Below are 21,340 nucleotides of genomic sequence, written 5' to 3' on the forward strand. Positions count from 1 at the left end.
GTACTGCAGGGGGGACCCTGTGGGAGAGTAGGACGCCGCCGAACAAATTTTGAGAAAAGCCCGGACCGGGAACGGTCCGGGCTTTTCTGCGTTTAGGCGTCGTAAAGTCGTCGTATGCGCTACGAACTGGTCATCTTCGACAACGACGGCGTACTCGTCGACAGTGAGCCCCTTTCCAATACGCTGCTGGCCGGCTATCTCACCGAGCTCGGGCACCCGACCTCGTACGAGGACTCCCTGCGCGACTACATGGGGGCCGCCCTGCACCGCGTGCACGACCTGGTTCTCGAACGGAGCGGGGAGCGGCTGCCCGCGGACTTCGACGATGTCTTTCACGCGCGGGTATTCGCCGCGTTCGAGCGGGAGCTTCAGCCGGTGCCCGGAGTCGTGGAGGTGCTGGAGAAGCTGGTCGCCGAGGGAGTGCCGTACTGCGTGGCCTCGTCGGGGAGTCACGAGCGGATTCGGGTGGGGCATCGGACCACCGGGCTCGATCGGTGGTTCGGGCAGGGGCGCGTATTCAGTTCCGAGGACGTCGGGCGGGGGAAGCCGGCGCCGGACCTGTTCCTGTACGCGGCCGAGCGGATGGGGGTCGCCCCGGAGAAGTGTGTGGTGATCGAGGACAGTCCGCTCGGGGTGCAGGCGGCCGTCGCCGCCGGGATGGACGTGTACGGGTTCACCGCCATGACGCCGGCCGAGAGGCTCAAGGACGCCGACGGACTGTTCGGCGATATGCGTGAATTGGCCGGGCTCCTGGGCTGAACTGAAGTGCCTTCCCCGGGAATTGGGTGCTTGATCTATCTACCCAGCGGTAGGCCTGGCGCATACGCTGAGCCGCCATGACCGATGGGAACGCAGGCATACCAGGCGCGATGAGATGGGGCCGAAGAGCGCTGGGATTCAGCTTCTTCGCCCAAGGGGTGGCGTTCGCGCTCCTTGTGACCCGGATTCCGGCCATTCAGGACCAGTACGGGATTTCGGACGGGCTGCTTCCCGTCTTTCTCGCCGCCGTGCCGATCCTCGCCGGTGTCAGCAGCGTCTGCACCGAGCAGCTCGTCAAGCGGGTCCGGCCGAGCCGGGTGCTGCGGTGGGCGCAGCCCGTGGTGCTCCTCGCACTGCTCGGCGTGGGGGCCGGGGACACCGTGGTGGAGGTCGCCGTCGCCCTCGGCGCGTTCGGCCTGGCCGTGGGCGCGCTCGACGCGTCGATGAACATGCTCGGAGTCAGCCTGCAACGCGCGTACGGGCGCAGCATCATGCTCGGGTTCCATGCCTCGTACAGCCTGGGCGGCATCGTGGGAGCGTCGCTCGCATGGGCGGGGGCGCACTGGGATCTGTCGCTGTTCGTGTCCTACCTGCCGGTCGCCGTCGTGCTGCTGCCGCTCTGTCTCGTCGCCAGCCGGTGGTACGTCGACGCCCGTGCCGGTGCCGCCGCGGAGATCGACGCCGATCAGGCGGCGGGCGGTGTCATGTTCAAGATGCTGCTGCCGCTGTGCCTGGTGATGGCGTTCGCGTACATCGGGGACTCGACCGTCTCCAACTGGAGCGCGAAGTACTTGCAGGACGTGCTGGGGAGCTCGGAGCAGCTGTCCACGGTCCCGTACAACGTCTACATGGTGATGACCCTCGTGGGGCGGGCCGTGGGCGATGTGGGCGTGCGGCGGTTCGGGGCCGTGGCCGTGGTGCGGTTGGGGACCGTGATCGCGGCCGCCGGGTTCGGTGTGGTGGCCGTGGCGCCCGGGCCATGGGTCGGGATGCTCGGCTTCATGCTGCTCGGGCTCGGGCTGTGTGTGATCGTGCCGCAGACCTTCGCCGCGGCCGGACGGCTCTTCCCCGGGGCCTCCGACGCGGCCATCGCGCGGCTCAATATCTTTAACTACGTTGGTTTTCTGGTGGGTTCGCCGCTCGTGGGCGCTTTGGGCGATGCGTGGAGCTACCGCGGGGCGATGCTCGTCCCCATGGCGTTGGTGCTGGTGACGCTGGTGTACGCCCCTTCGTTCGGCAAGGGCGGTGACCGATACGGTGGCGGGCATGAGCGGCCGCGTGCAGTTGATGTGGGACCCGGCGGTAGCGGGGTATGACTTCGGGCCCGGGCATCCGATGGACCCGGTCCGCCTCGAGCTGACCCGGAGCCTGGTGGGGGCCTTCGGGCTCGACCGGGCGGGGGACGTGGAGGTCGTGGCCGCGGCCCGGGCCGGGGAGTCCACGCTCCAGCTCGTGCACCGCGAGGACTACGTGGAGGCGGTCAAGGCCGCCTCCCTCGATCCGGCCGCCGCCGATCCCGCGTACGGGCTCGGCACCACCGACGATCCGGCCTTCGCCGGGATGCACGAGGTGTCCGCGCTGATCGCCGGGCAGTCGGTGGGCGCCGCGGAGGCCGTGTGGCGCGGGGACGCCCTGCACGGGGTGAACTTCACCGGCGGGCTGCACCACGCCATGCCGGGCGCCGCGTCCGGGTTCTGCGTGTACAACGACGCGGCGCTGGCCATCGCGCGGCTCCTGGAGCTGGGCGTCGAGCGCGTCGCGTACGTCGATGTGGACGTGCACCACGGGGACGGGGTCCAGGCCGCGTTCTGGGAGGACCCGCGCGTGCTGACCGTCTCGCTGCACGAACATCCCCGGACGCTGTTCCCGCAGACCGGGTGGCCCGAGGAGACCGGGTCCGACGGGGCGGCCGAAGGGTCCGCGGTGAATGTCGCGCTGCCGGCCGGGACCGGGGACGCCGGATGGCTGCGGGCGTTCCACGCCGTGGTGCCGGAGCTGCTCGCCGACTTCCGGCCGCAGGTGCTCGTCACCCAGCACGGGGCCGATACGCACTTCGAGGATCCGCTCGCGCATCTCGCGGTGTCGCTCGACGCGCAGCGGGCCGTGCAGGTCGCCTGTCACGAACTGGCGCACACGTACGCGGACGGGAAGTGGGTCGCGCTCGGGGGCGGCGGGTACGCCGTCGTCGACGTCGTGCCGCGGTCCTGGACGCATCTGGTGGCGGTCGCCGCCGGGCGGGACCTCGCGGCCGAGACCGTGATCCCGGAGTCGTGGCGGCAGGAAGTCTTCGCCCGTACGCGGCAGTTGGCTCCTGCCCGGATGACCGATGGGCGGTGGCCCGTGGAGTTCCGGGGGTGGGACGAGGGGTACGACCCCGCCGATCGGCTGGACCAGGCGATTCTGGCTACGCGGAAGGCGGCGTTTCCCCTCCGGGGGTTGCTGGCTTAGCGGGGCCGGTGGTGCGGCGGGCCGGCGGCGGACTGTCCAAGGCTCTGGCTGGATTACTCCGACTGTGGGGTGTTTTGGGGTTTTGGGGGTGGGGGGCTGTTCAATGGGCCAGCATCGCAAGGGTGTTGAGCACCGGCGCCCTTCGTGCGCATCTGTTGGCGGCTCGGCTTGCCGGGCCCGTGGCGACCTCCCGTGAGGAGAGTCTGCGCAGTTACCGGCTCTTCGAGGCGCGGGACCCGCGTGTGCTGCTCGGGCTCGATCCCGAATGGGCGTGGGGGCAGCGGGATCTGCTCGCCCTCATGGCCGACAGATGCGGGGTCTCGCCGGATCCGGGGCACACCTCGGGGTACGACATCATCGATCCGGAACGTACGCTGGCGGCGCTCGACGCCTTCGGCGACCGCCTCGGCAGGGCCGCCGACGCCCGGACCCCCGTGCTCATCGGGACCGGACATCCGCACCGTCTGCTCGGCTTCTACGCTTCGTTGGCGGGTGCCCTGTCGGCGGCGGGCTGTCCCGTTCTCACTCCCGCGCAGGGTCTCAGTGTCGACATAACGACCCGGTTTGGCCTACGCACCTACAACCTCGACTACGTACGAGGCGTCGCGCTGGTGCGGGAACCGGAGGCGTGGCCGCCCGGAAGTGAGACCGGCGCGCACACGCACTCCCCCCTCCCGGTTCGTACCGCTCTGACCGCTCTGGCGGAGGCCGGGCAACCGCTTCCAGGACTTGTCGTGGGGGACCACGGATGGGTCTGCGGTGCAGGTCAGTTGGGGTTCGACGCCATCGGCCTGGCCGATACGGATGATCCGGCCCTGTTCGTCGGTGAGGCCGAGGGGCAGGTGTCCGTCGTCGTTCCGCTTGATGACGCTGTGCGGTCTGATTACTACCGACCGCTTACTCGCTATGTACTCAATCGAGCGTGTCTGTCACAGTAGGCGGCCGATCGCATCTCCTCTTCCCCACTCGCACCACACGCCCCTACATTGGGGAGTGAGCACGCAACGACGTTGAGTCACCGGAAGGGGAAGCCGGTGGCCGTCGAGTGCGGAAGGTTCAGGTGTGACATGGCTGCTGGTGAGAGTAGGCCTCTGAACGAGGTGCAGTTCCTGACCGTGGCGGAAGTCGCCTCGGTCATGCGAGTGTCCAAGATGACCGTGTACCGGCTGGTGCACAGCGGTCATCTGCCCGCGATCCGGGTCGGCCGCAGTTTCCGCGTCCCGGAGCAAGCGGTTCACGAGTACCTCCGCGAGTCCTATGTGGGGGTGGATGCGGGCTGATCCGTAGCCGGCGAAGGCCTCGATTTCTGGCTCGGCACTCGGGCGGGGTAGGCTGGCCCCCCGTAGGTCGTGTGGGCCCCAATGCAGCCCCGCACCGAGTGATGGTCCCCGCTTTGCGGGGCTTGTCCGAGAAGTGAGCGAGGGTAGTCGTGGGCTCTGTTATCAAGAAGCGCCGTAAGCGGATGGCGAAGAAGAAGCACCGCAAGCTGCTGAAGCGCACCCGCGTGCAGCGTCGCAACAAGAAGTAAGCGACTGCTGCGTCAAGCGCATCATCTGTGGCCCTTTCACCGTTCGGTGGGAGGGCCACAGTGCGTTGGCCGGCCGTGCAGGGAGCGCGCCGGCCGTTCCGGCGATGTACGGGCGCCTGTGGCTGTCGTCACTTCAAGCATCGCCTGGTCATCACAGCGCAACATCGAACCGCTAACGTGAGCCGCAAGCAGTGATTGCGGAGCGCGGCGGGGACGCGACGGAAGGTAGGCGCTGATCTTGGGCAAGGTCGTGCTCGTGACCGGGGCGGCCCGGCAGCTGGGAGGCCGGTTCGTCCGGCGCATCCAGCGGGACCCGGACGTGGAGCGGGTCATCGCGGTGGACGCCGTGCCGCCCGCGCACCATCTGGGCGGGGCGGATTTCCTCCAGGCCGACATCCGGCAGCCGGCGATCGGGCGGGTGCTCGCCGAGCACTCCGTGGACACCGTCGTGCACCTGGACGTCACCGGGACCCCGCTGGCCAGCGGCGGCCGCGGCTCGGTCAAGGAGACCAACGTCATCGGCACGATGCAGCTGCTCGGCGCCTGCCAGAAGTCGCCCAGTGTGCGGCGGCTCGTGGTGAAGTCCAGTACGAACGTGTACGGGTCCGCGCCCCGCGACCCGGCCGTCTTCTTCGAGACGACACCGCCCAAGTCGCTGCCGAGCGGCGGGTTCGCCAAGGACACCGTCGAGGTCGAGGGGTATGTGCGCGGGTTCGCCCGGCGCCGTCCCGATGTCGCCGTGTGCGTGCTCCGGTTCGCCAACATCCTCGGTCCGACCGCCGATTCACCGCTCGCCCAGTACTTCGCGCTGCCCGTCCTGCCGACCGTGTTCGGGTACGACCCGCGGCTGCAGTTCGTGCACGAGGACGATGTGATCGAGGTGCTGCGCATCGCCTCGCACGAGCCGCGGCGCGCGACGCTGAACAGCGGGACCTTCAACATCGCCGGGGACGGGGTGCTGCTGCTCTCGCAGTGCTCGCGCCGGCTCGGCCGGCCGACCGTGCCCGTCCTGCTGCCCGCCGTCACCTGGGTCGGCGGCGCGCTGCGTACGCTGGGTGCCACGGACTTCTCGCCCGAGCAGATCCGGTTGCTCACCCACGGGCGAGTGGTGTCGACGGCCCAGATGCGCGACACCCTGGGGTTCCGGCCCGCGTACACGACCGCGGAGACCTTCGCGGACTTCGTACGCGGCCGGGGGCCCGGACTGCTGCCACCCCAGGCCCTGGCGTCAGCCGTGGACAGGGTGGCCGCCTTGCCCTTCCTGGGCGGTGCCCGTACTCCGAGCCGGCCCCCGACGCAGAGCGCCAACTGAGGAGCGCATCAACGATGGCGGATGCCAAGGTCATTCCGTTCGACGACGACAGGTCGCGGGGGGCGACCGGCAAGGCTGCCGCACGCCGCAGGGGGCCCGGCGGCCGGCGCAGGGGCGAGCCCGCGGCCGTACGCGAGATGGCGGCCGTGCCCGTCCAGGAGCCGACGCCTGCCACGGAGCCGGGACCGGTCCCGGAGCCGGAGGCGGCCGGGGAGCAGCGGGGCGGCTGGGACCGGAGGATCGCGGGCGGGCTCGCCTTCCTGCGGCGCCGGATCACCGGCGATTACGACGTCGACGAGTTCGGCTACGACAAGGAACTCACCGATCAGGTCCTGATGTCGCTGCTGCGGCCGATCGCGGAGAAGTACTTCCGGGTCGAGGTGAAGGGCATCGAGAACATTCCGTCCGACGGCGGAGCGCTGATCGTCTCCAACCATTCGGGGACGCTGCCGCTGGACGGCCTGATGATGCAGGTCGCCGTGCACGACAACCACCCCGAGGGCCGCCATCTGCGGCTGCTCGCCGCCGACCTGGTCTTCATGCTGCCGGTCGTCAACGAGCTGGCCCGCAAGGCCGGTCACACCCTCGCCTGCGCGGAGGACGCCCAGCGCCTGCTGGAGGGCGGGGAGCTGGTCGGCGTCATGCCGGAGGGCTTCAAGGGCATCGGCAAGCCGTTCAGCGAGCGGTACAAGCTCCAGCGGTTCGGCCGGGGCGGCTTCGTCTCGACCGCGCTGCGCGCCGGGACGCCGATCGTGCCGTGCTCGATCGTCGGGGCGGAGGAGATCTACCCGATGGTCGGCAACGCGAAGACCCTGGCACGCGTCCTGGGCTTCCCGTACTTCCCGATCACACCGACGTTTCCGTGGCTGGGACCGCTCGGCGCGGTGCCGCTGCCGACGAAGTGGACGATCCAGTTCGGGGAGCCGATCCCGACGGACGGATATCCGCCGGAGGCGGCCGAGGACCCGATGCTCATGTTCAACCTGACCGACCAGGTCCGCGAACAGATCCAGCACACGCTGTACAAGCTGTTGGTGCAGCGGCGGTCGGTGTTCTTCTGACGGGCCTTCGAGAGTGCGTGCAAAAGGGCCCGGGGTGGTGTTCCCCGGGCCCTGATGCCTGCTGCTAGTCGGCGTCCTCGCTGTCGATGCCCAGGCCCGGGAGCAGGCCCGGGAGGAGCGGGGGCAGGGTGACGTCCGGCTTGGCCGGGCCGGTGGTGCTGTCGCCGGACCTGCCCTCGGACGGGGTCGGGGTCGACGCGTCCTTCGGGGGGTCGAGCAGGCCGCCCGTGGTCTCGCCGAGCAGACCGTCGTCCTTGCCGCTGCTGGAGCTGGACGGCTTGGGCTTCGCCGAGGACGAGTGCCGGTCGTGGCCCGTGGTGCCGGACGGGGCCGAGTGCTCGGTGCCGGGGGTGTCCGTGGCGGTGCCGCCGCCCCGGTCCGTGCCGCCCTTGCTGTCCTGGCCGGGAGGCTGGGGCAGCAGGGAGCGCAGCGGGCCGACCTCTTCGTCTATGGCGGCGAAGATCGAGCTCACCTGGTCGCGTACGTCGCCGAGCTGGACCGGCAGCTTGTCGCTGAGGGCGGACCAGCTCTTGCGGTGCGACTCGGTGAAGGCGGAGAGGACCTGGATCGGGCCCAGGGAGCCGTCCCGCTTGTAGGCCGCGCTGAGCAGCTTGTGGCCCTCCGACGCGTCGTACTGCATGCCGGACAGGGCACGACGGATCTCGCCGACGGACTCGTGGTCGAGGTGTCCGGTGCGGCCGCGGTCCATCAGCCGACGGGCCTCGTTCAGCCGCGTCGACGCCTGGTCCAGATAGATCTGGCCGCGGTCGGAGTCACCGTCGGCCATGCCCAGCTTGAGGTCCTCCATGCCGCGCTTGAGGCCGTAGAGGTGATCTCCGGGCAGGGCGCTCGAACTGGCGGCCGCCACACCACCGAACGCGCCCGCGGCCACACCGACCGTGAGCCCGCCCGCGGCGATGCCCTTGGTGAGGCGGGAGCGGGGCCGCAGCTTCCGCAACGGGCTGGCGCGATGTGCGCCCTTGGCCTTCGCCGACCGCTGTTCCGGTACGGCTGGGCCCGGCGCTCCCTCCGCGAACATGGCCTCCATGGCGGCAACGAGCTGGGCTCGCTGCACCACCTTGACCTCGGGGTCGAGCTCCGGTTTCGGCAGTTCGCCGAGGCCTTCGGTCAGGGTCAGAAGTCTGCCCTGCTCGGACTGTTCGGACGGGGCGACCGGCTCCTCCGGCTGCTGCGCCACCGAGTCCTGGGCGGACTCGTCCTCCAGGGCCTGGGCGAAGGCGTTCGCCCGCCGGTGTGCCGAGACATGTGCGATCACTGGCGGCACCTCCTCTCGTCATGACGGTCGACTCCCCAGGTGGTCCTGGGGTTGCACACCGGAAGAGTTTGCACACGATCGAGTGAGTGAAACCGATCCGGATGTGACCACAGGGAGCCTGCATCCCGCACAACGATCGGCGCGGCACTTGGGTTACGGACCGACGGATGATCCGACCGCGATCGCATCTCTCTTTCACGGAAGGTGAGTTGGAGGATGCGGATCGTGACGGTCGGTCAGCGCACGTCGTCCGGGAGGAGCCGGGCGAGGGTGCGGACGGCCCGGTACTGGAGGGTCTTGATCGCGCCCTCGTTCTTGCCCATGACGCGGGCGGTCTCGGCGACGGACAGCCCCTGGAGGAAGCGGAGCGTCACACACTCCTGCTGCTGCGGGTTCAGCCGGCGCACGGCCTCGAGGAGGGCCGCGTTCGAGAGGGACTCCAGGACCGAGTCCTCGGGGGAGCGCTCCACCTCGTTCGCGTCCAGCATCTCGCCCGTGGTGACCTCCAGGCGGAAGCGGCTGGACTTGAAGTGGTCGGCCACCAGGTTGCGGGCGATCGTCACCAGCCAGGCGCCGAAGTCGCGGCCCTGCCAGGTGAAGGTGCCGATCCGGCGCAGCGCGCGCAGGAAGGTCTCGCTGGTGAGGTCCTCCGCTGTGGCCTTCCCGCCCACGCGGTAGTAGATGTACCGGTACACGGTGTCGCTGTACTGGTCGTAGAGGCGCCCGAACGCGTCGGCCTCGCCGCCCTGGGCGCGCTCGACCAGGTCCATCATGCGCGCGCTGTCGCTGTCCGCGGCGGGACGGCGGGCGGTGGAAGTGCCGGACGTGCCGGCGGCGCCGGAGCGCGCTCGTCTGCCCGCCGTGGCCGCGCCGCTGTCGGCCATCGCGAAGCATGGACGGGCGGGCGCAGGGACGGCGAGGGCGGGGACGGCGTACGCGGTGGGGACGAAGCCGCGCAGCCGGTCGACGACCGTTGCGCGCAGCGTAGCCAGGCCCGAGGCGTCAACCCCGACGTGTTGAAACACGGGACTCCCAGAGGCAGAGCTTCCATCACGTGCAGTACCGGACTGTTCACTCGTCGTACTGGCGAGTGGGTGCCGGAATGCGTCTGAGGAGAATAACGCTTCGTGCAGGGAGCGCTACACCCAGTTGCTCAAATCACCGATTACGTCACTTCTGTAGCTGATCGGCGATGGTTCAAGCACCGGAGAGTGACCACTTGTTGATCGGATTAGGTCATGTTCCGGCAGCGCTCGTGACGCGTTGTGGCCGAGTGGTATCCGCGTGACTGGCCGTGTCCGGGGCCGGGTAAGACGTTCGGAATGCGCTCCGGGGAGGGTCAGCGACGGCGGCGCTGCAGGGCGATGACGGCCGCCGTGCCGCCCGCGACGGCGCCCACGCCGGCCGCCGCCGGGATGCCGACCTTGGCCGCCTTGCGGCCGGTGCGGTAGTCGCGCAGCCGCCAGTCCCGCTCCTTGGCGTACGTACGGAGCTTGGCGTCCGGGTTGATCGCGTACGGGTGCCCGACGAGGGAGAGCATCGGGATGTCGTTGTGGGAGTCGCTGTACGCGGCGCAGCGGCCGAGCTCCAGGCCCTCGGCGGTGGCGAGGGCGCGGACGGCCTCGGCCTTCGCGGGGCCGTGCAGCGGCTCACCGACGAGCCGGCCCGTGTAGACCCCGCCGATCGACTCGGCGACCGTGCCCAGGGCGCCGGTCAGGCCCAGGCGGCGGGCGATCACCGTGGCGATCTCCACCGGGGCGGCCGTGACCAGCCACACCTTCTGCCCGGCGTCCAGGTGGGCCTGGGCGAGGGCGCGGGTACCGGGCCAGATGCGCTCGGCCATGTACTCGTCGTAGATCTCCTCGCCGATGGACATCAGCTCGGCGACCCGGTGGCCCTTGACGATGGACAGGGCGCTGTTCTGCGCGTCCTGCATGTGCTCGGGATCCTCGATCCCGGCGATCCGGAACCACGCCTGCTGCCAGGCGAAGCGGGTCAGCTCGCGGCGCTGGAAGAACTTCCGCTTGTACAGGCCGCGGCCGAAGTGGAAGATCGCGGCGCCCTGCATCACGGTGTTGTCCAGGTCGAAGAAGGCCGCGGCCTTGTCGTCCCCGACGACCGGGAAATCGGGTTCCCGGCCCGCTTCCTCCTCGCCCGGCGGTGCCTGGTCCTCCAGGTTCTCGAGGTCTTCGAGCTCCAGCGAGGACTTGCGAGCGGCCTCCGCCGAAGCCTCGCCTGCCAGCACGCTCCGCGCGGTGGCGGAGCGCCTACGGGGTGTGAGCCATCCGAGAGCGGCCATGCGGTGAGCATAGCCAGTTTGTTCGGTGGTTCCGGAGTCGAGCGGATTTCGGGAAGCTGTCGCTCTGTGAAATCCAGGCGTCGTGAGGGGTCCGGACGTGGGGCCAGAATGGCCGGTATGAGTCCCATCTTTCGCCGGAGCGAGAAGAAGAATCCAGCCGACCGGGTGGTCACGCTGATCGGGAAGCCCGGGTGCCATCTGTGCGACGACGCACAGGAGGTGATCGAGAAGGTCTGCGCCGAGGTCGGCGCGTCCTGGGAGAAGAAGGACATCACCGAGGACGCGGAGCTGCACCGCTTGTACTGGGAGCAGATCCCGGTCGTCCTGGTGGACGGGGCGCAGCACGACTTCTGGCGGGTGAAGGAGGAGCGGCTGCGGCGGGCGCTGACGGGATGAGGGGGTGCACAGCCGTCGCACACGTCACTGACCGACGAGTCCAAACAGGCTCAAAAGTCGCTTAGGATCGAGGGCGGTTTTGGTCTCGGGGGCGTGGATCGTAAGGAGTGTGTGCGGTTTTGCCCCCAACAGGTGAGCAACGAAGCTGCCTGCGCGCCGGTTCCACCAGGGCGCGCCGGGGGCGCGTGACCCCGGTCACGTTGGCCGGGCAAATCGGACACCATCTTTGTGCACGCGTTCACAAAGACATAGCCTGCATTCGACGGGGCGGTCTGGGAACGAACGGCCGCCTGCAGCCCCGCTCTACCCGCAGGAGCACCGTGGCAACTGGCCGAACTCACCGACCGGCGACCCGCAGCCGAGGAATTCCCGAGGCCACCGTCGCCAGGCTTCCGCTGTACCTCCGAGCCCTGACCGCACTGTCGGAGCGCTCGGTACCCACGGTCTCCTCCGAGGAGCTCGCGGCCGCGGCGGGGGTCAACTCCGCGAAGCTGCGCAAGGATTTCTCGTACCTCGGTTCGTACGGGACCCGTGGCGTGGGCTACGACGTCGAGTATCTCGTGTACCAGATCTCCCGCGAGCTGGGGCTGACCCAGGACTGGCCGGTTGTGATCGTCGGTATCGGTAACCTCGGTGCGGCGCTGGCCAATTACGGCGGGTTCGCCTCCCGTGGCTTCCGGGTCGCCGCGCTGATAGACGCCGATCCCGCGATGGCCGGGAAGCCGGTGGCCGGGATGGCCGTGCGGCACACCGACGAGCTCGAGAAGATCATCGACGACAACGGCGTCTCCATCGGCGTCATCGCGACCCCGGCCGGTGCCGCGCAGCAGGTCTGCGACCGCCTCGTCGCCGCCGGTGTCACCTCCATCCTGAACTTCGCGCCCACCGTGCTGTCCGTGCCGGACGGGGTGGACGTGCGCAAGGTCGATCTCTCCATCGAGCTGCAGATCCTGGCCTTCCACGAGCAGCGCAAGGCCGGCGAGGGTGCCCTGGAGGGGGAGAGCCCCGCCGAGGGCGCCGTCGGCGTCGAGGGTCCGGCCGCCAAGGTCACCAAGCCCGCCGCGCAGCCGGCCGACAAGAACCGCAAGGGACCCGACGGGGACGTGCCCGCCGTGATGCCGGCATGAGTCTCCTCGTCGTCGGGCTGAGCCACCGCAGCGCTCCGGTCAGCGTCCTGGAGCGGGCCGCGCTGCACGCGGACGCGCAGGCCAAGCTGGTGCAGGACACCCTCGCCGCCGAGCCGGCCGCCGAGGCCGCGGTGCTCGCCACCTGCAACCGCATCGAGCTGTACGCGGACGTGGACAAGTTCCACGCCGGTGTCGCCGAGCTGTCGACGCTGCTCGCGCAGCACAGCGGTGTGGGGCTCGACGAGCTCACTCCCTATCTCTACGTGCACTACGAGGACCGGGCGGTGCACCACCTGTTCTCGGTGGCGTGCGGGCTCGACTCGATGGTCGTGGGCGAGGGCCAGATCCTCGGCCAGATCAAGGACACCCTGGCGCGCGCCCAGGAGCTGCACTCCGCGGGCAAGCTGCTGAACGATCTGTTCCAGCAGGCGCTGCGGGTCGGCAAGCGGGCCCACTCGGAGACCGGCATCGACCGCGCCGGTCAGTCGCTCGTCACCTTCGGCCTCGAACAGCTCGCGCTCGGACGGCCGGTGGAGGACTGGGCGGCCGGGAAGCGCGCCCTGGTCATCGGTGCCGGGTCGATGTCGTCGCTGGCCGCCGCCACGCTCGCGCGGGCCGGGGTCGCCGAGGTCGTCGTCGCCAACCGGACCGCCGAGCGGGCCGACCGGCTGGTGGCCCTTCTCGAAGAGAACTACGGACACGGTCTGACCGAGGGCGGGTTCACTGCCCGGGCCGTCGCGATGGACGCCGTGGCGGACGAACTGACACGTGCCGACGTCGCCATCTCCTGCACCGGCGCCACCGGCCTGGTGCTGACCGCCGACGCGGTGCGCGCGGCCGTCGCCGGGCGCACCCCCACCGCGGGGGCCGAGGTGTCCGCGCCCACGGCCGCCGGCACCGGCAAGAGCGTCGCCGACACCTGTCCGGTCGAGGTGGTCCGCGGCGGGTTCTCCGTCGAGGGCGAGGCCGCCGTCGCCGGGATGGACGCCGCCGAGCTGGAGCAGCACGGCGCCTGGGTGGACAACGCGCCGGGCCGCCGGACGCAGGCCCCCGAGGCCTCGGAGGCGGACGCCATCGCGGCGCTGGCCGCCGTCGGCCGGGTGCCGGAGATGCGCCGCGAGCGGACTCCCGGGCCCGTGCGCGATGTCGCCCTGGCCCTGCTCGACCTGGCGATGCCGCGGGACGTCGACGCGGCGGCGCACCGCATCGACGGGGTCCGCCTCGTCGACATCGAGTCGCTCGCCGACGCCTCCGCCGACGCCCCGATGGCCGCCGACGTGGACCAGGTGCGGGCGCTGGTGGCCGAGGAGGTCACCGCGTTCGGCGCGGCCCAGCGCGCGGCGACCATCACGCCGACCGTCGTCGCGCTGCGCACCATGGCCGCGGACGTCGTGGCCAGTGAGATCGCGCGGCTCGACGGGCGACTGCCCGGCCTCGACGGCAAGCAGCGCGCGGAGATCACCCAGACCGTGCGGCGCGTGGTGGACAAGCTCCTCCACGCACCGACCGTACGGGTCAAGCAGCTCGCGGCCGAGCCCGGTGGCGCCGGATACGCGGACGCGCTGCGCACCCTTTTCGACCTGGACCAGGAGACGGTCGACTCCGTCTCCCGGGCAACCCCCCAAGACCGTGAATCCGCTACCGGCACGGCAGGCAAGAATCGAGGCCCGGCATGACCGCCGAGAGGGCACTGCGGCTGGGCACCCGGCGCAGCAAGCTCGCCATGTCCCAGTCGGGGCATGTAGCCGAAGCCGTACGGCAGTTGACCGGCCGCGAGGTCGAGCTGGTCGAGATCACGACGTACGGCGACACGTCCCGTGAGCACCTGGCGCAGATCGGCGGCACCGGCGTCTTCGTGACGGCGCTGCGCGACGCGTTGGAGCGCAATGAGGTCGACTTCGCCGTGCACTCGCTCAAGGACCTGCCGACCGCGCAGCCCGAGGGGCTCGTGCTGGCGGCGATGCCGGTGCGCGAGGACCCGCGCGACGTCCTGATAGCCCGGGACGGCCTGACGTTCACCGAGCTGCCGGCCGGGGCCCGGGTGGGGACCGGTTCGCCGCGCCGGATGGCGCAGCTGAACGCGTACGCCCGCAGCCACGGCCTGCGGATCGAGACCGTGCCGATCCGCGGGAACATCGACACCCGCATCGGTTACGTCGAAAAGGGCGAGCTGGACGCCGTCGTGCTGGCGGCCGCCGGGCTCAACCGCATCGGTCGGAGCGCGGAGGTCACCGACTTCCTCTCCACCGACATCGTCCTGCCCGCCCCCGGCCAGGGGGCTCTGGCAGTCGAGTGCACCGCGACCAACGGTGAACTCGCCGCCGCGCTCGGAGAGTTGGACGACCCGTTCACCCGGGCCGCCGTGACCGCCGAGCGGTCCCTGCTCGCCGCCCTGGAGGCCGGTTGCAGCGCACCTGTGGGTGCGCTGGCCGACCTGCTGGCCGACGGGCAGATTGCCAAGGAAATGCGCCTGCGCGGCGTCGTCGGCACCACCGACGGCTCCGAGCTGGTGCAGCTGACCACCACCGGTCCCGTGCCCTCGTCGGAGGACGAGGCGCTGGCTCTCGGGCGGGAACTCGCCGCCGAGATGCTGGCCAAGGGTGCGGCCGGTCTGATGGGGGAGCGAGCACTTTGAGCCCCACCACCGCTGAATCGACCGCCTGTACACCTGGGCACGTCACCTTCCTGGGTGCCGGTCCCGGTGATCCAGGACTGCTGACCCTACGGGCCGTGGAAGCCCTGACCCGAGCGGATGTGCTGATCGCCGAGCCCGAAGTGCTCGACGTCGTGCGCACGCATGCCCGGGCAGGCGTGACCGTCCTCGACTCGACGGGCACGCCGGGGCAGACGGGCCTCGCTGACGAGGCGTCAACTGCCGTCGCGGTCCCGGCTCTGAGGGACTGGGCCAATCTTGTCATGGAGGCCGCGCGGGGCGGCAAGCGGGTCGTGCGTGCGGTCACGGGGGACCCCGGGCTCGACACGTACGCGGCCGAGGAGATGCTCGCGTGCGCCGCGCAGGGCATCGGCTTCGAGGTCGTCCCGGGCATCGCCGCGGCCGTGGGCGTGCCCGCGTACGCCGGTGTGCCGCTGCGGGACGCGGAGGGCACCGACGTCCGGTTCGTGGACGCCCGTACCGCCTCCGACCGCTGCTGGACCGAGGTCGGCGCGTCCGACTGCACGGTCGTGGTGTCGACGACGCTCGACTCGGTGGCGGCCGCCGCCGGTGAGCTGGTCGCCGCGGGCCGCAAGCCCGACACCCCGCTGTCGGTGACGGTCGCGGGGACGACGACGCGGCAGAAGACCTGGACCGCCACGCTCGGCACCATCGCGCAGACCTTCAAGCAGGCCAAGGTGCTGCCGTCGCCGGAGGGCAACCGGCCGGTGATAGCCGTGGTCGGGGAGCGCAGTGCCACCGCCCAGCGCGACCAGCTGTCCTGGTTCGAGTCGAAGCCGCTGTTCGGCTGGCGGGTGCTCGTGCCCCGGACGAAGGAGCAGTCGGCGGCGCTCTCCGACCAGCTGCGCTCCTACGGCGCGGTGCCGCACGAGGTGCCGACGATCGCCGTCGAGCCGCCGCGCACCCCGCAGCAGATGGAGCGCGCGGTCAAGGGCCTGGTCACGGGTCGCTACGAGTGGATCGCCTTCACCTCGGTGAACGCGGTGAAGGCCGTCCGGGAGAAGTTCGAGGAGTACGGGCTCGACGCCCGTGCCTTCGCCGGGATCAAGGTCGCCGCGGTCGGTGAGCAGACGGCGAACGCGCTGATCGCGTTCGGCGTGAAGCCGGACCTGGTGCCGAGCGGTGAGCAGTCGGCCGCCGGTCTGCTGGAGGACTGGCCGCCGTACGACCCGGTCTTCGACCCGATCGACCGTGTCTTCCTGCCGCGCGCCGACATCGCGACCGAGACCCTGGTCGCCGGTCTGATCGAGCTGGGCTGGGAGGTCGACGACGTCACCGCGTACCGGACCGTGCGCGCCTCGCCGCCGCCCGCCGAGACCCGGGAGGCCATCAAGGGCGGTGGCTTCGACGCGGTGCTGTTCACGTCGTCGAGCACCGTGCGGAACCTGGTCGGCATCGCCGGCAAGCCGCACAACGTGACGGTCATCGCCTGCATCGGCCCGGCCACCGCCAAGACGGCCGAGGAGCACGGTCTGCGGGTGGACGTGATGGCTCCCGAGCCGTCCGTCATGAAGCTGGCCGCCGCGCTCGCCGACTTCGGCGCCCGGCGCCGGCTGGCCGCCATCGAGGCCGGCGACCCGGTGACCCGGCCGAGCGAGCGGAGGCCGGGGGCGCGCCGTCGGCGGGCCGCTCCGTAGGGCAGAGTTGAGGGGCGGGTGTCCGGTTTCGGCCGGGTGCCCGCCCCGCTTCGTTTTTCGTGAGTACGTGTAGGTACGTAGAAGTACGTGTAGGTACGAGGTGACAGTTCAGTGACTCGGTACGGCTCTTTCCCCGGTTCCCGGCCCCGGCGGCTGCGGACGACTCCCGTGATGCGGCGCATGGTCGCCGAGACGCGGCTGCATCCGGCCGATCTGATCCTGCCCGCGTTCGTGCGCGAGGGGATCGACGCGCCGGTGGAGATCGGCTCGATGCCGGGCGTCCTCCAGCACACCCGTGACTCCCTGAAGAAGGCCGCGGCCGAGGCCGTCGAGGCGGGCGTCTCCGCGATCATGCTGTTCGGCGTGCCGCTGGACGAGAAGAAGGACGCGGCGGGCACCGTGGGGACCGACCCCGACGGGATCCTCCAGGTCGCGCTGCGCGATGTGCGGGCCGAGGTGGGCGACGACCTGATCGTCATGTCCGACCTGTGCCTCGACGAGTTCACCGACCACGGGCACTGCGGGGTCCTCGACGAGCAGGGCCGGGTCGACAACGACGCGACGCTCGAGCGGTACGCCGAGATGGCGCAGGTGCAGGCCGACGCGGGAGCCCACGTGGTGGGCCCGTCCGGGATGATGGACGGTCAGATCGGGGTCATCCGGGACGCGTTGGACCAGATCGGGCGCGAGGACGTGGGTGTGCTCGCGTACTCGGTGAAGTACTCCTCCGCCTTCTTCGGTCCGTTCCGCGAGGCCGTGGCGTCGTCGCTGCAGGGTGACCGCAAGACGTACCAGCAGGACCCGGCCAACGCGCGTGAGTCGCTGCGGGAATTGGCGCTCGACCTGGAGGAGGGCGCCGACATGGTGATGGTCAAGCCGGCCGGGCCCTACCTCGACATTCTGGCGAAGGTCGCGGAGGCGTCGGACGTGCCGGTCGCCGCGTACCAGATCAGTGGTGAGTACGCGATGATCGAGGCTGCCGCGCAGCGCGGGTGGATCGACCGGGATGCGGCGATCATGGAGTCGCTGACCGGGATCAAGCGGGCCGGGGCGAGCATGATCCTCACGTACTGGGCGACCGAGGTGGCGCGCAAGCTGTAGGGCGCCGCCGGTCGCGGGTCGTTCCTGTCCGGGCATGCCTCGGCCGCGGCGGCTTCCCCTCCGCGCCGCCGCGGCCGATCCCCGTCGGGAATGAAAGTCTGTTCAGGCGGTCTCGCCCGTGGCGTGGTAGTCGTCCGTGGTCGCGTCGCCCTCGCCGGTGGCGTGGTAGTCGTTCGGCTTCACGACGACGGGCTTGCCGGTGACGGGCTTCGCAGCGGCCAGGGTGGGCTCGGTCTCCGCGCCGGTGGCGTGGTAGTCGTTCGGCTTGACGGTGCCGGTCTCGTCGGCCATGACGGTCAACTCCTCGATGTGGGACGGTAGGGAGCGCGCCCGCCCGGCAGTTCCCCCGAGGACTGCCGGACAGACAGCGCAAGGCCGTTCACCATAAAGGTGAGACCCAGGCCCCGAGCCACCTGCCCCCCCCGTGGCGGTGGCTCGGTAGTTCAGAGAGTGCCGGGTCGCGATAAACGAACGATGAACGCGCCCGGGGCGCGGGCCGGGAAGGTCAGCTCGCCGGTACGGCGCTGAGCAGTCGGCGCACGTCGTCGGCCTCCGCGCCCCCGCGCTCGTCGAAGATCGACAGCGCCTCGCGCCAGCATACGCGGGCCCGGCCGGTCTGGCCGATGCCGTGCAGGCCGCTGCCCAGCGTGGTGAGCACGTTGGCGCGACGCCAGTCGCCGCCGAGGCCGTGGAGCACGGAGAGGGCCTGTTCGGCGTGGGCCGCGGCCTGGGCCGGATTCCGGTCGGCGAGGTGGACTTCGGCCAGCCGGTACAGGGTCATGCCGTGCCACAGCCGCTGCCGGGCGTCCTGGAAGACGCGCAGGGCCTCGGTGAGGGTCGCGAGGGCCTGCGCGATGTCCCCGGCCTGCGTCAGGGCGAGGCCCAGCGCGTACTTCGCGTTGGCCAGCCGCAGCGCTCTGCCCGACGTGTCGCCCTCGTAGATGGTCAGCCCTTCCCTGGCCAGGGCGACCGCGGACATGTTGCGGCCCGTCGCGAGGTGGACCCGGGACAGATTGCACAGCACACTCGCCTCGCCCGGCTTGTTCCCGTCCTTCTGGAAGGCGTGCAGGGCCCGCGTCAGATGCTCCTCCGCCTCCCGGTGGCGGCCGGTGTACAGGGCGATGATCGCGCGCTGGTTCGGGGCGTGGCTGCACACGATCGGGTCGTCGATGGGCGTGCCCACCCGCAGCGCCCGCTCGGCCTCGGCGTCGGACTCGTCGAACTGGCCGGAGAGTTCGAGGATGTGGCTGAGCGTGACGCGCGCGCGCCCCTCGGCCCAGGCGTCGCCGGCCGCCCCCGCGGATTCGATCAGCGACCTGAGGGCCTGGACGCACTGGCGCGAGCTGATGCCCGATTCGCCCAGGTCGGCGGAGACGACGAGGAGATCCGCGGCCCTGCGCAGCATGCCCGGCGAGGTGGCCTGCTGGGCCGTGGCCAGGATGCCGTTCGCCTCGGAGAACAGCCAGTCGAGGGCCTGCGCGCGGTCGTCGAACCGCAGCCCCGGGTAGGTCCCCAGGGCCAGGTGGTCGAGGACCCGCTCCCCGGGCCGCTCGATCGCGTAGACCCCCGCGGCGGTCGCCAGGTAGAAGTCCAGCAGCCGGGACATCGCCGACTCGCTGTTCCCGGAGCGGAGTTCGTCGCGCTCGGCGCACGCACGCGCGTAGAGCCGTACGAGGTCGTGGTAGCGGTAGCGGCCCGGGGCCGCCGACTCGATGAGGGACGTGTCGACCAGGGTCTCCAGGATCTCCTCGGTCTCCTCGGCGGTCAGGTCCAGGACCGCCGCGGCCGCCGTCAGCGAGATGTCCGGCCCCTCCGCGAGGCCCAGGAGGCGGAACGCGCGGGCCTGGGCGGGCTCCAGCTGGCCGTAGCCCAGCTCGAAGGTCGCCTTCACGGCGAGGTCGCCGGCCTGGAGCTCGTCCAGGCGGCGCCGTTCGTCGGCCAGCTTCGCCGCGAGGACCGAGACCGTCCAGGTGCGGCGGGCGGCCAGGCGGGAGGCGGCGATCCGGATGGCCAGCGGCAGGAAGCCGCACGCCGCCACCACGTCCAGGGCGGCCTCGCGCTCGCTGGCGACCCGCTCCTCGCCGACGATGCGGGTGAACAGCAGGAGGGCCTCCTCCGGGGACATGACGTCCAGGTCCACCAGGTGGGCGCCGGCCAGGTCGACCATCCGGACCCGGCCCGTGATCAGCGCCGCGCAGCCCTCCGTCCCGGGGAGCAGCGGGCGGACCTGCGCCGCGTCCCGGGCGTTGTCCAGCAGGACCAGGACGCGGCGGCCGTCCAGCGTCGAGCGGTACAGCGCCGCCCGCTCGTCCGGGGAGTCGGGGATCGCGGAGTCGGCGGTGCCGAGCGCCCGCAGGAACGAGCCGAGGACCGCCTCCGGCTCGGCCGCGTGCGGGCCCGCGCCCTGCAGGTCCATGTACAACTGGCCGTCGGGGAAGGCGGAACGGGCCGCGTGGGCCACGTGCACCGCCAGCGTCGTCTTGCCGACGCCGCCGATGCCGGCCACCGCGGAGACCGCCATCACGCCGCCCGCACCGGTCTCCGAGGAGGCGGCGGACAGGGCGTCGCTGAGTTCCCGGACGAAGTCGGCGCGCCCGGTGAAGTCGGGCACGGTCGCCGGCAGTTGGGCCGGGCGGACCGGGGCGGCGGCGGGTTCGGCGGTCGGCGCCGAGGGCTCGGCGAGGCCGGGGTCGGCGCGCAGGATGCGCTGCTGGAGCTCGGACAGGCCGGGGCGCGGGTCCACCCCCAGCTCGTCGGCGAGGAGGCGGCGGGTGTCCGCGTACACGGCCAGCGCCTCCGCCTGCCGGCCGCTGCGGTACAGCGCCAGCATCAGCAGTTCGCGCAGCCGCTCGCGCAGCGGGTGGGCCGCGGTGAGGGCGGTGAGCTCGGAGACCGCCTCCGCGTGGCAGCCCTGCTCCAGGTCCATGTCGAGGCGGGCCTCGAGGAGTTGCAGGCGCCACTCCTCCAGGCGGGCGCGCTGGGTCTCCGCGTACGGGCCGGGGACGCCGGCGAGCGGTTCGCCGTCCCACAGGCCGAGGGCCTTGCGCAGCAGGGCCCGCGCCTGGCCCAGGTCGCCGGACTGGCGGGCCTTCTCGGCGTCCGCCGCCAGCTCCTCGGCCACCGAGAGGTCCAGGGCGTCGCGCCGGGGCAGCCGGATCGCGTAGCCGCCGGAGTCGCTGGCGAGCACGCCCGGGTCCAGGACCTTGCGCAGCCGGGACGCGTAGGTGCGCAGCGCCGCGAGGGCCTGCGAGGGGGATTCCTCGCCCCAGAGCGCGTCGATCAGCTCGGGCGCCGTCGCGGTGCGGCCGTCGCGCAGCAGCAGGGCGGCCAGCAGCGCGCGCTGCTGCGGGGAGCCGGCGGCCAGCGCTTCGGCGCCGCGCCAGGCGTGGACCGGGCCGAGCACGCTGAAGCGCAGGCCGGATTCGGGCGCGGCGGACACGGCGTCCTCAGGCGTCCCGGACCGTCGCTGCTCCGGAACCCGCGGTCCACCGTCCATCGTCGCCGCCCCCCTGCCGCCGCACCAGCACCTGTTCGTCCCGTACTCCGCGCCGGTGTCGTTCCGACGCCCCTGCCCTCGCTGTCCAGACGGCGCGCCGCCGTCGACGCGCGCCCCCCGAGGCAACTCCGTCAGTTTGCCTTGTTCATGGCAGATACGTCAGCCGCGGGAGACTGTCATCACAGACATCTCACGCGAACGACCCTCACCATCCGCGCAAATCCGC

19 protein-coding genes are annotated in these 21,340 nt (G+C 71.2%); 14 read left to right on the top strand and 5 right to left on the bottom strand.

Annotated features, from left to right (window positions below; translation table 11 throughout):
* The first annotated feature begins 114 nt into the window (after nt 1-114).
* The 8 genes from ABT127_RS35275 (at nt 115) to ABT127_RS35310 (ending at nt 7,108) form a co-directional block, all read left to right on the top strand.
* Nucleotides 115-759 carry an HAD family hydrolase gene (locus tag ABT127_RS35275; protein ID WP_351459341.1) on the top strand — a complete coding sequence of 215 codons (645 nt, stop codon included), beginning with the start codon at nt 115-117 and terminating at the stop codon, nt 757-759.
* A 110-nt stretch (nt 760-869) separates the two neighbouring features.
* Nucleotides 870-2,075, top strand: coding sequence for an MFS transporter (locus ABT127_RS35280; RefSeq protein WP_502971833.1), 1,206 nt, complete (start codon nt 870-872; stop codon nt 2,073-2,075).
* Nucleotides 2,026-3,207 carry an acetoin utilization protein AcuC gene (locus ABT127_RS35285; RefSeq protein ID WP_351459343.1) on the top strand — a complete coding sequence of 394 codons (1,182 nt, stop codon included), beginning with the start codon at nt 2,026-2,028 and terminating at the stop codon, nt 3,205-3,207. The genes ABT127_RS35280 and ABT127_RS35285 overlap by 50 nt, the downstream gene beginning before the upstream one ends.
* Nucleotides 3,208-3,329: 122 nt before the next feature.
* Entirely contained in the window at nt 3,330-4,145 is an 816-nt protein-coding gene (locus ABT127_RS35290) for a phosphatase (protein ID WP_351459345.1), read from the top strand.
* A 129-nt stretch (nt 4,146-4,274) separates the two neighbouring features.
* A complete protein-coding gene (locus ABT127_RS35295; protein ID WP_158689180.1) occupies nt 4,275-4,487 on the top strand; it encodes a helix-turn-helix domain-containing protein in 213 nt (70 codons plus the stop codon).
* 149 nt (nt 4,488-4,636) lie between these two features.
* Entirely contained in the window at nt 4,637-4,735 is a 99-nt protein-coding gene (locus ABT127_RS35300; RefSeq protein ID WP_003948845.1) for a 30S ribosomal protein bS22, read from the top strand.
* 238 nt (nt 4,736-4,973) lie between these two features.
* Nucleotides 4,974-6,047 (top strand): NAD-dependent epimerase/dehydratase family protein, encoded by a 1,074-nt coding sequence (locus ABT127_RS35305; protein ID WP_351459347.1) that lies wholly within the window; start codon nt 4,974-4,976, stop codon nt 6,045-6,047.
* Between the two features lie 14 nt (nt 6,048-6,061).
* Complete coding sequence (locus ABT127_RS35310; RefSeq protein ID WP_351459350.1) at nt 6,062-7,108, top strand: lysophospholipid acyltransferase family protein; 1,047 nt, start codon at nt 6,062-6,064, stop codon at nt 7,106-7,108.
* Between the two features lie 64 nt (nt 7,109-7,172).
* Here the strand turns inward: ABT127_RS35310 and ABT127_RS35315 are convergent, their stop codons facing one another.
* The 3 genes from ABT127_RS35315 to ABT127_RS35325 all read right to left on the bottom strand — a co-directional run bounded on the left by ABT127_RS35315 (nt 7,173) and on the right by ABT127_RS35325 (nt 10,683).
* Entirely contained in the window at nt 7,173-8,384 is a 1,212-nt protein-coding gene (locus tag ABT127_RS35315; RefSeq protein WP_351459353.1) for a DUF5667 domain-containing protein, read from the bottom strand.
* Nucleotides 8,385-8,620: 236 nt separating this feature from the next.
* The gene (locus tag ABT127_RS35320; protein WP_111668445.1) at nt 8,621-9,409 is read right to left on the bottom strand and encodes an ECF subfamily RNA polymerase sigma factor, BldN family; all 789 of its coding nucleotides are present in this window, start codon (nt 9,407-9,409) and stop codon (nt 8,621-8,623) included.
* Nucleotides 9,410-9,723: 314 nt separating this feature from the next.
* Entirely contained in the window at nt 9,724-10,683 is a 960-nt protein-coding gene (locus tag ABT127_RS35325) for an HAD family hydrolase (RefSeq protein WP_351459356.1), read from the bottom strand.
* A gap of 108 nt (nt 10,684-10,791) precedes the next feature.
* Between ABT127_RS35325 and ABT127_RS35330 the strand changes: the two genes are divergently transcribed.
* The 6 genes from ABT127_RS35330 to hemB all read left to right on the top strand — a co-directional run bounded on the left by ABT127_RS35330 (nt 10,792) and on the right by hemB (nt 17,618).
* Nucleotides 10,792-11,079: a glutaredoxin family protein gene (locus ABT127_RS35330; RefSeq protein ID WP_375606001.1), complete on the top strand. Its 288-nt coding sequence runs from the start codon at nt 10,792-10,794 to the stop codon at nt 11,077-11,079.
* A 320-nt stretch (nt 11,080-11,399) separates the two neighbouring features.
* Nucleotides 11,400-12,206, top strand: coding sequence for a redox-sensing transcriptional repressor Rex (locus ABT127_RS35335; protein ID WP_351459359.1), 807 nt, complete (start codon nt 11,400-11,402; stop codon nt 12,204-12,206).
* Nucleotides 12,203-13,882, top strand: coding sequence for a glutamyl-tRNA reductase (locus tag ABT127_RS35340; RefSeq protein ID WP_351459361.1), 1,680 nt, complete (start codon nt 12,203-12,205; stop codon nt 13,880-13,882). Before ABT127_RS35335 ends, ABT127_RS35340 begins: the two co-directional genes overlap by 4 nt.
* A complete protein-coding gene (gene hemC / locus ABT127_RS35345) occupies nt 13,879-14,841 on the top strand; it encodes a hydroxymethylbilane synthase (RefSeq protein WP_351459364.1) in 963 nt (320 codons plus the stop codon). The genes ABT127_RS35340 and hemC overlap by 4 nt, the downstream gene beginning before the upstream one ends.
* Complete coding sequence (locus tag ABT127_RS35350) at nt 14,838-16,517, top strand: bifunctional uroporphyrinogen-III C-methyltransferase/uroporphyrinogen-III synthase (protein ID WP_351459367.1); 1,680 nt, start codon at nt 14,838-14,840, stop codon at nt 16,515-16,517. The genes hemC and ABT127_RS35350 overlap by 4 nt, the downstream gene beginning before the upstream one ends.
* 111 nt (nt 16,518-16,628) lie before the next feature.
* The gene (gene hemB / locus ABT127_RS35355; protein WP_351459369.1) at nt 16,629-17,618 is read left to right on the top strand and encodes a porphobilinogen synthase; all 990 of its coding nucleotides are present in this window, start codon (nt 16,629-16,631) and stop codon (nt 17,616-17,618) included.
* Between the two features lie 102 nt (nt 17,619-17,720).
* On the opposite strand, the gene ABT127_RS35360 is transcribed toward hemB, so the two are convergent.
* Together ABT127_RS35360 and afsR are read right to left on the bottom strand one after the other, a co-directional pair.
* Nucleotides 17,721-17,909 carry a hypothetical protein gene (locus ABT127_RS35360; RefSeq protein WP_351459372.1) on the bottom strand — a complete coding sequence of 63 codons (189 nt, stop codon included), beginning with the start codon at nt 17,907-17,909 and terminating at the stop codon, nt 17,721-17,723.
* Between the two features lie 214 nt (nt 17,910-18,123).
* Complete coding sequence (gene afsR / locus ABT127_RS35365) at nt 18,124-21,114, bottom strand: SARP-family global regulator AfsR (RefSeq protein ID WP_351459375.1); 2,991 nt, start codon at nt 21,112-21,114, stop codon at nt 18,124-18,126.
* Nucleotides 21,115-21,340 lie beyond the last annotated feature (226 nt).

This window comes from Streptomyces sp. NPDC001904 (genome assembly GCF_040297005.1).
GTDB lineage: Bacteria > Actinomycetota > Actinomycetes > Streptomycetales > Streptomycetaceae > Streptomyces.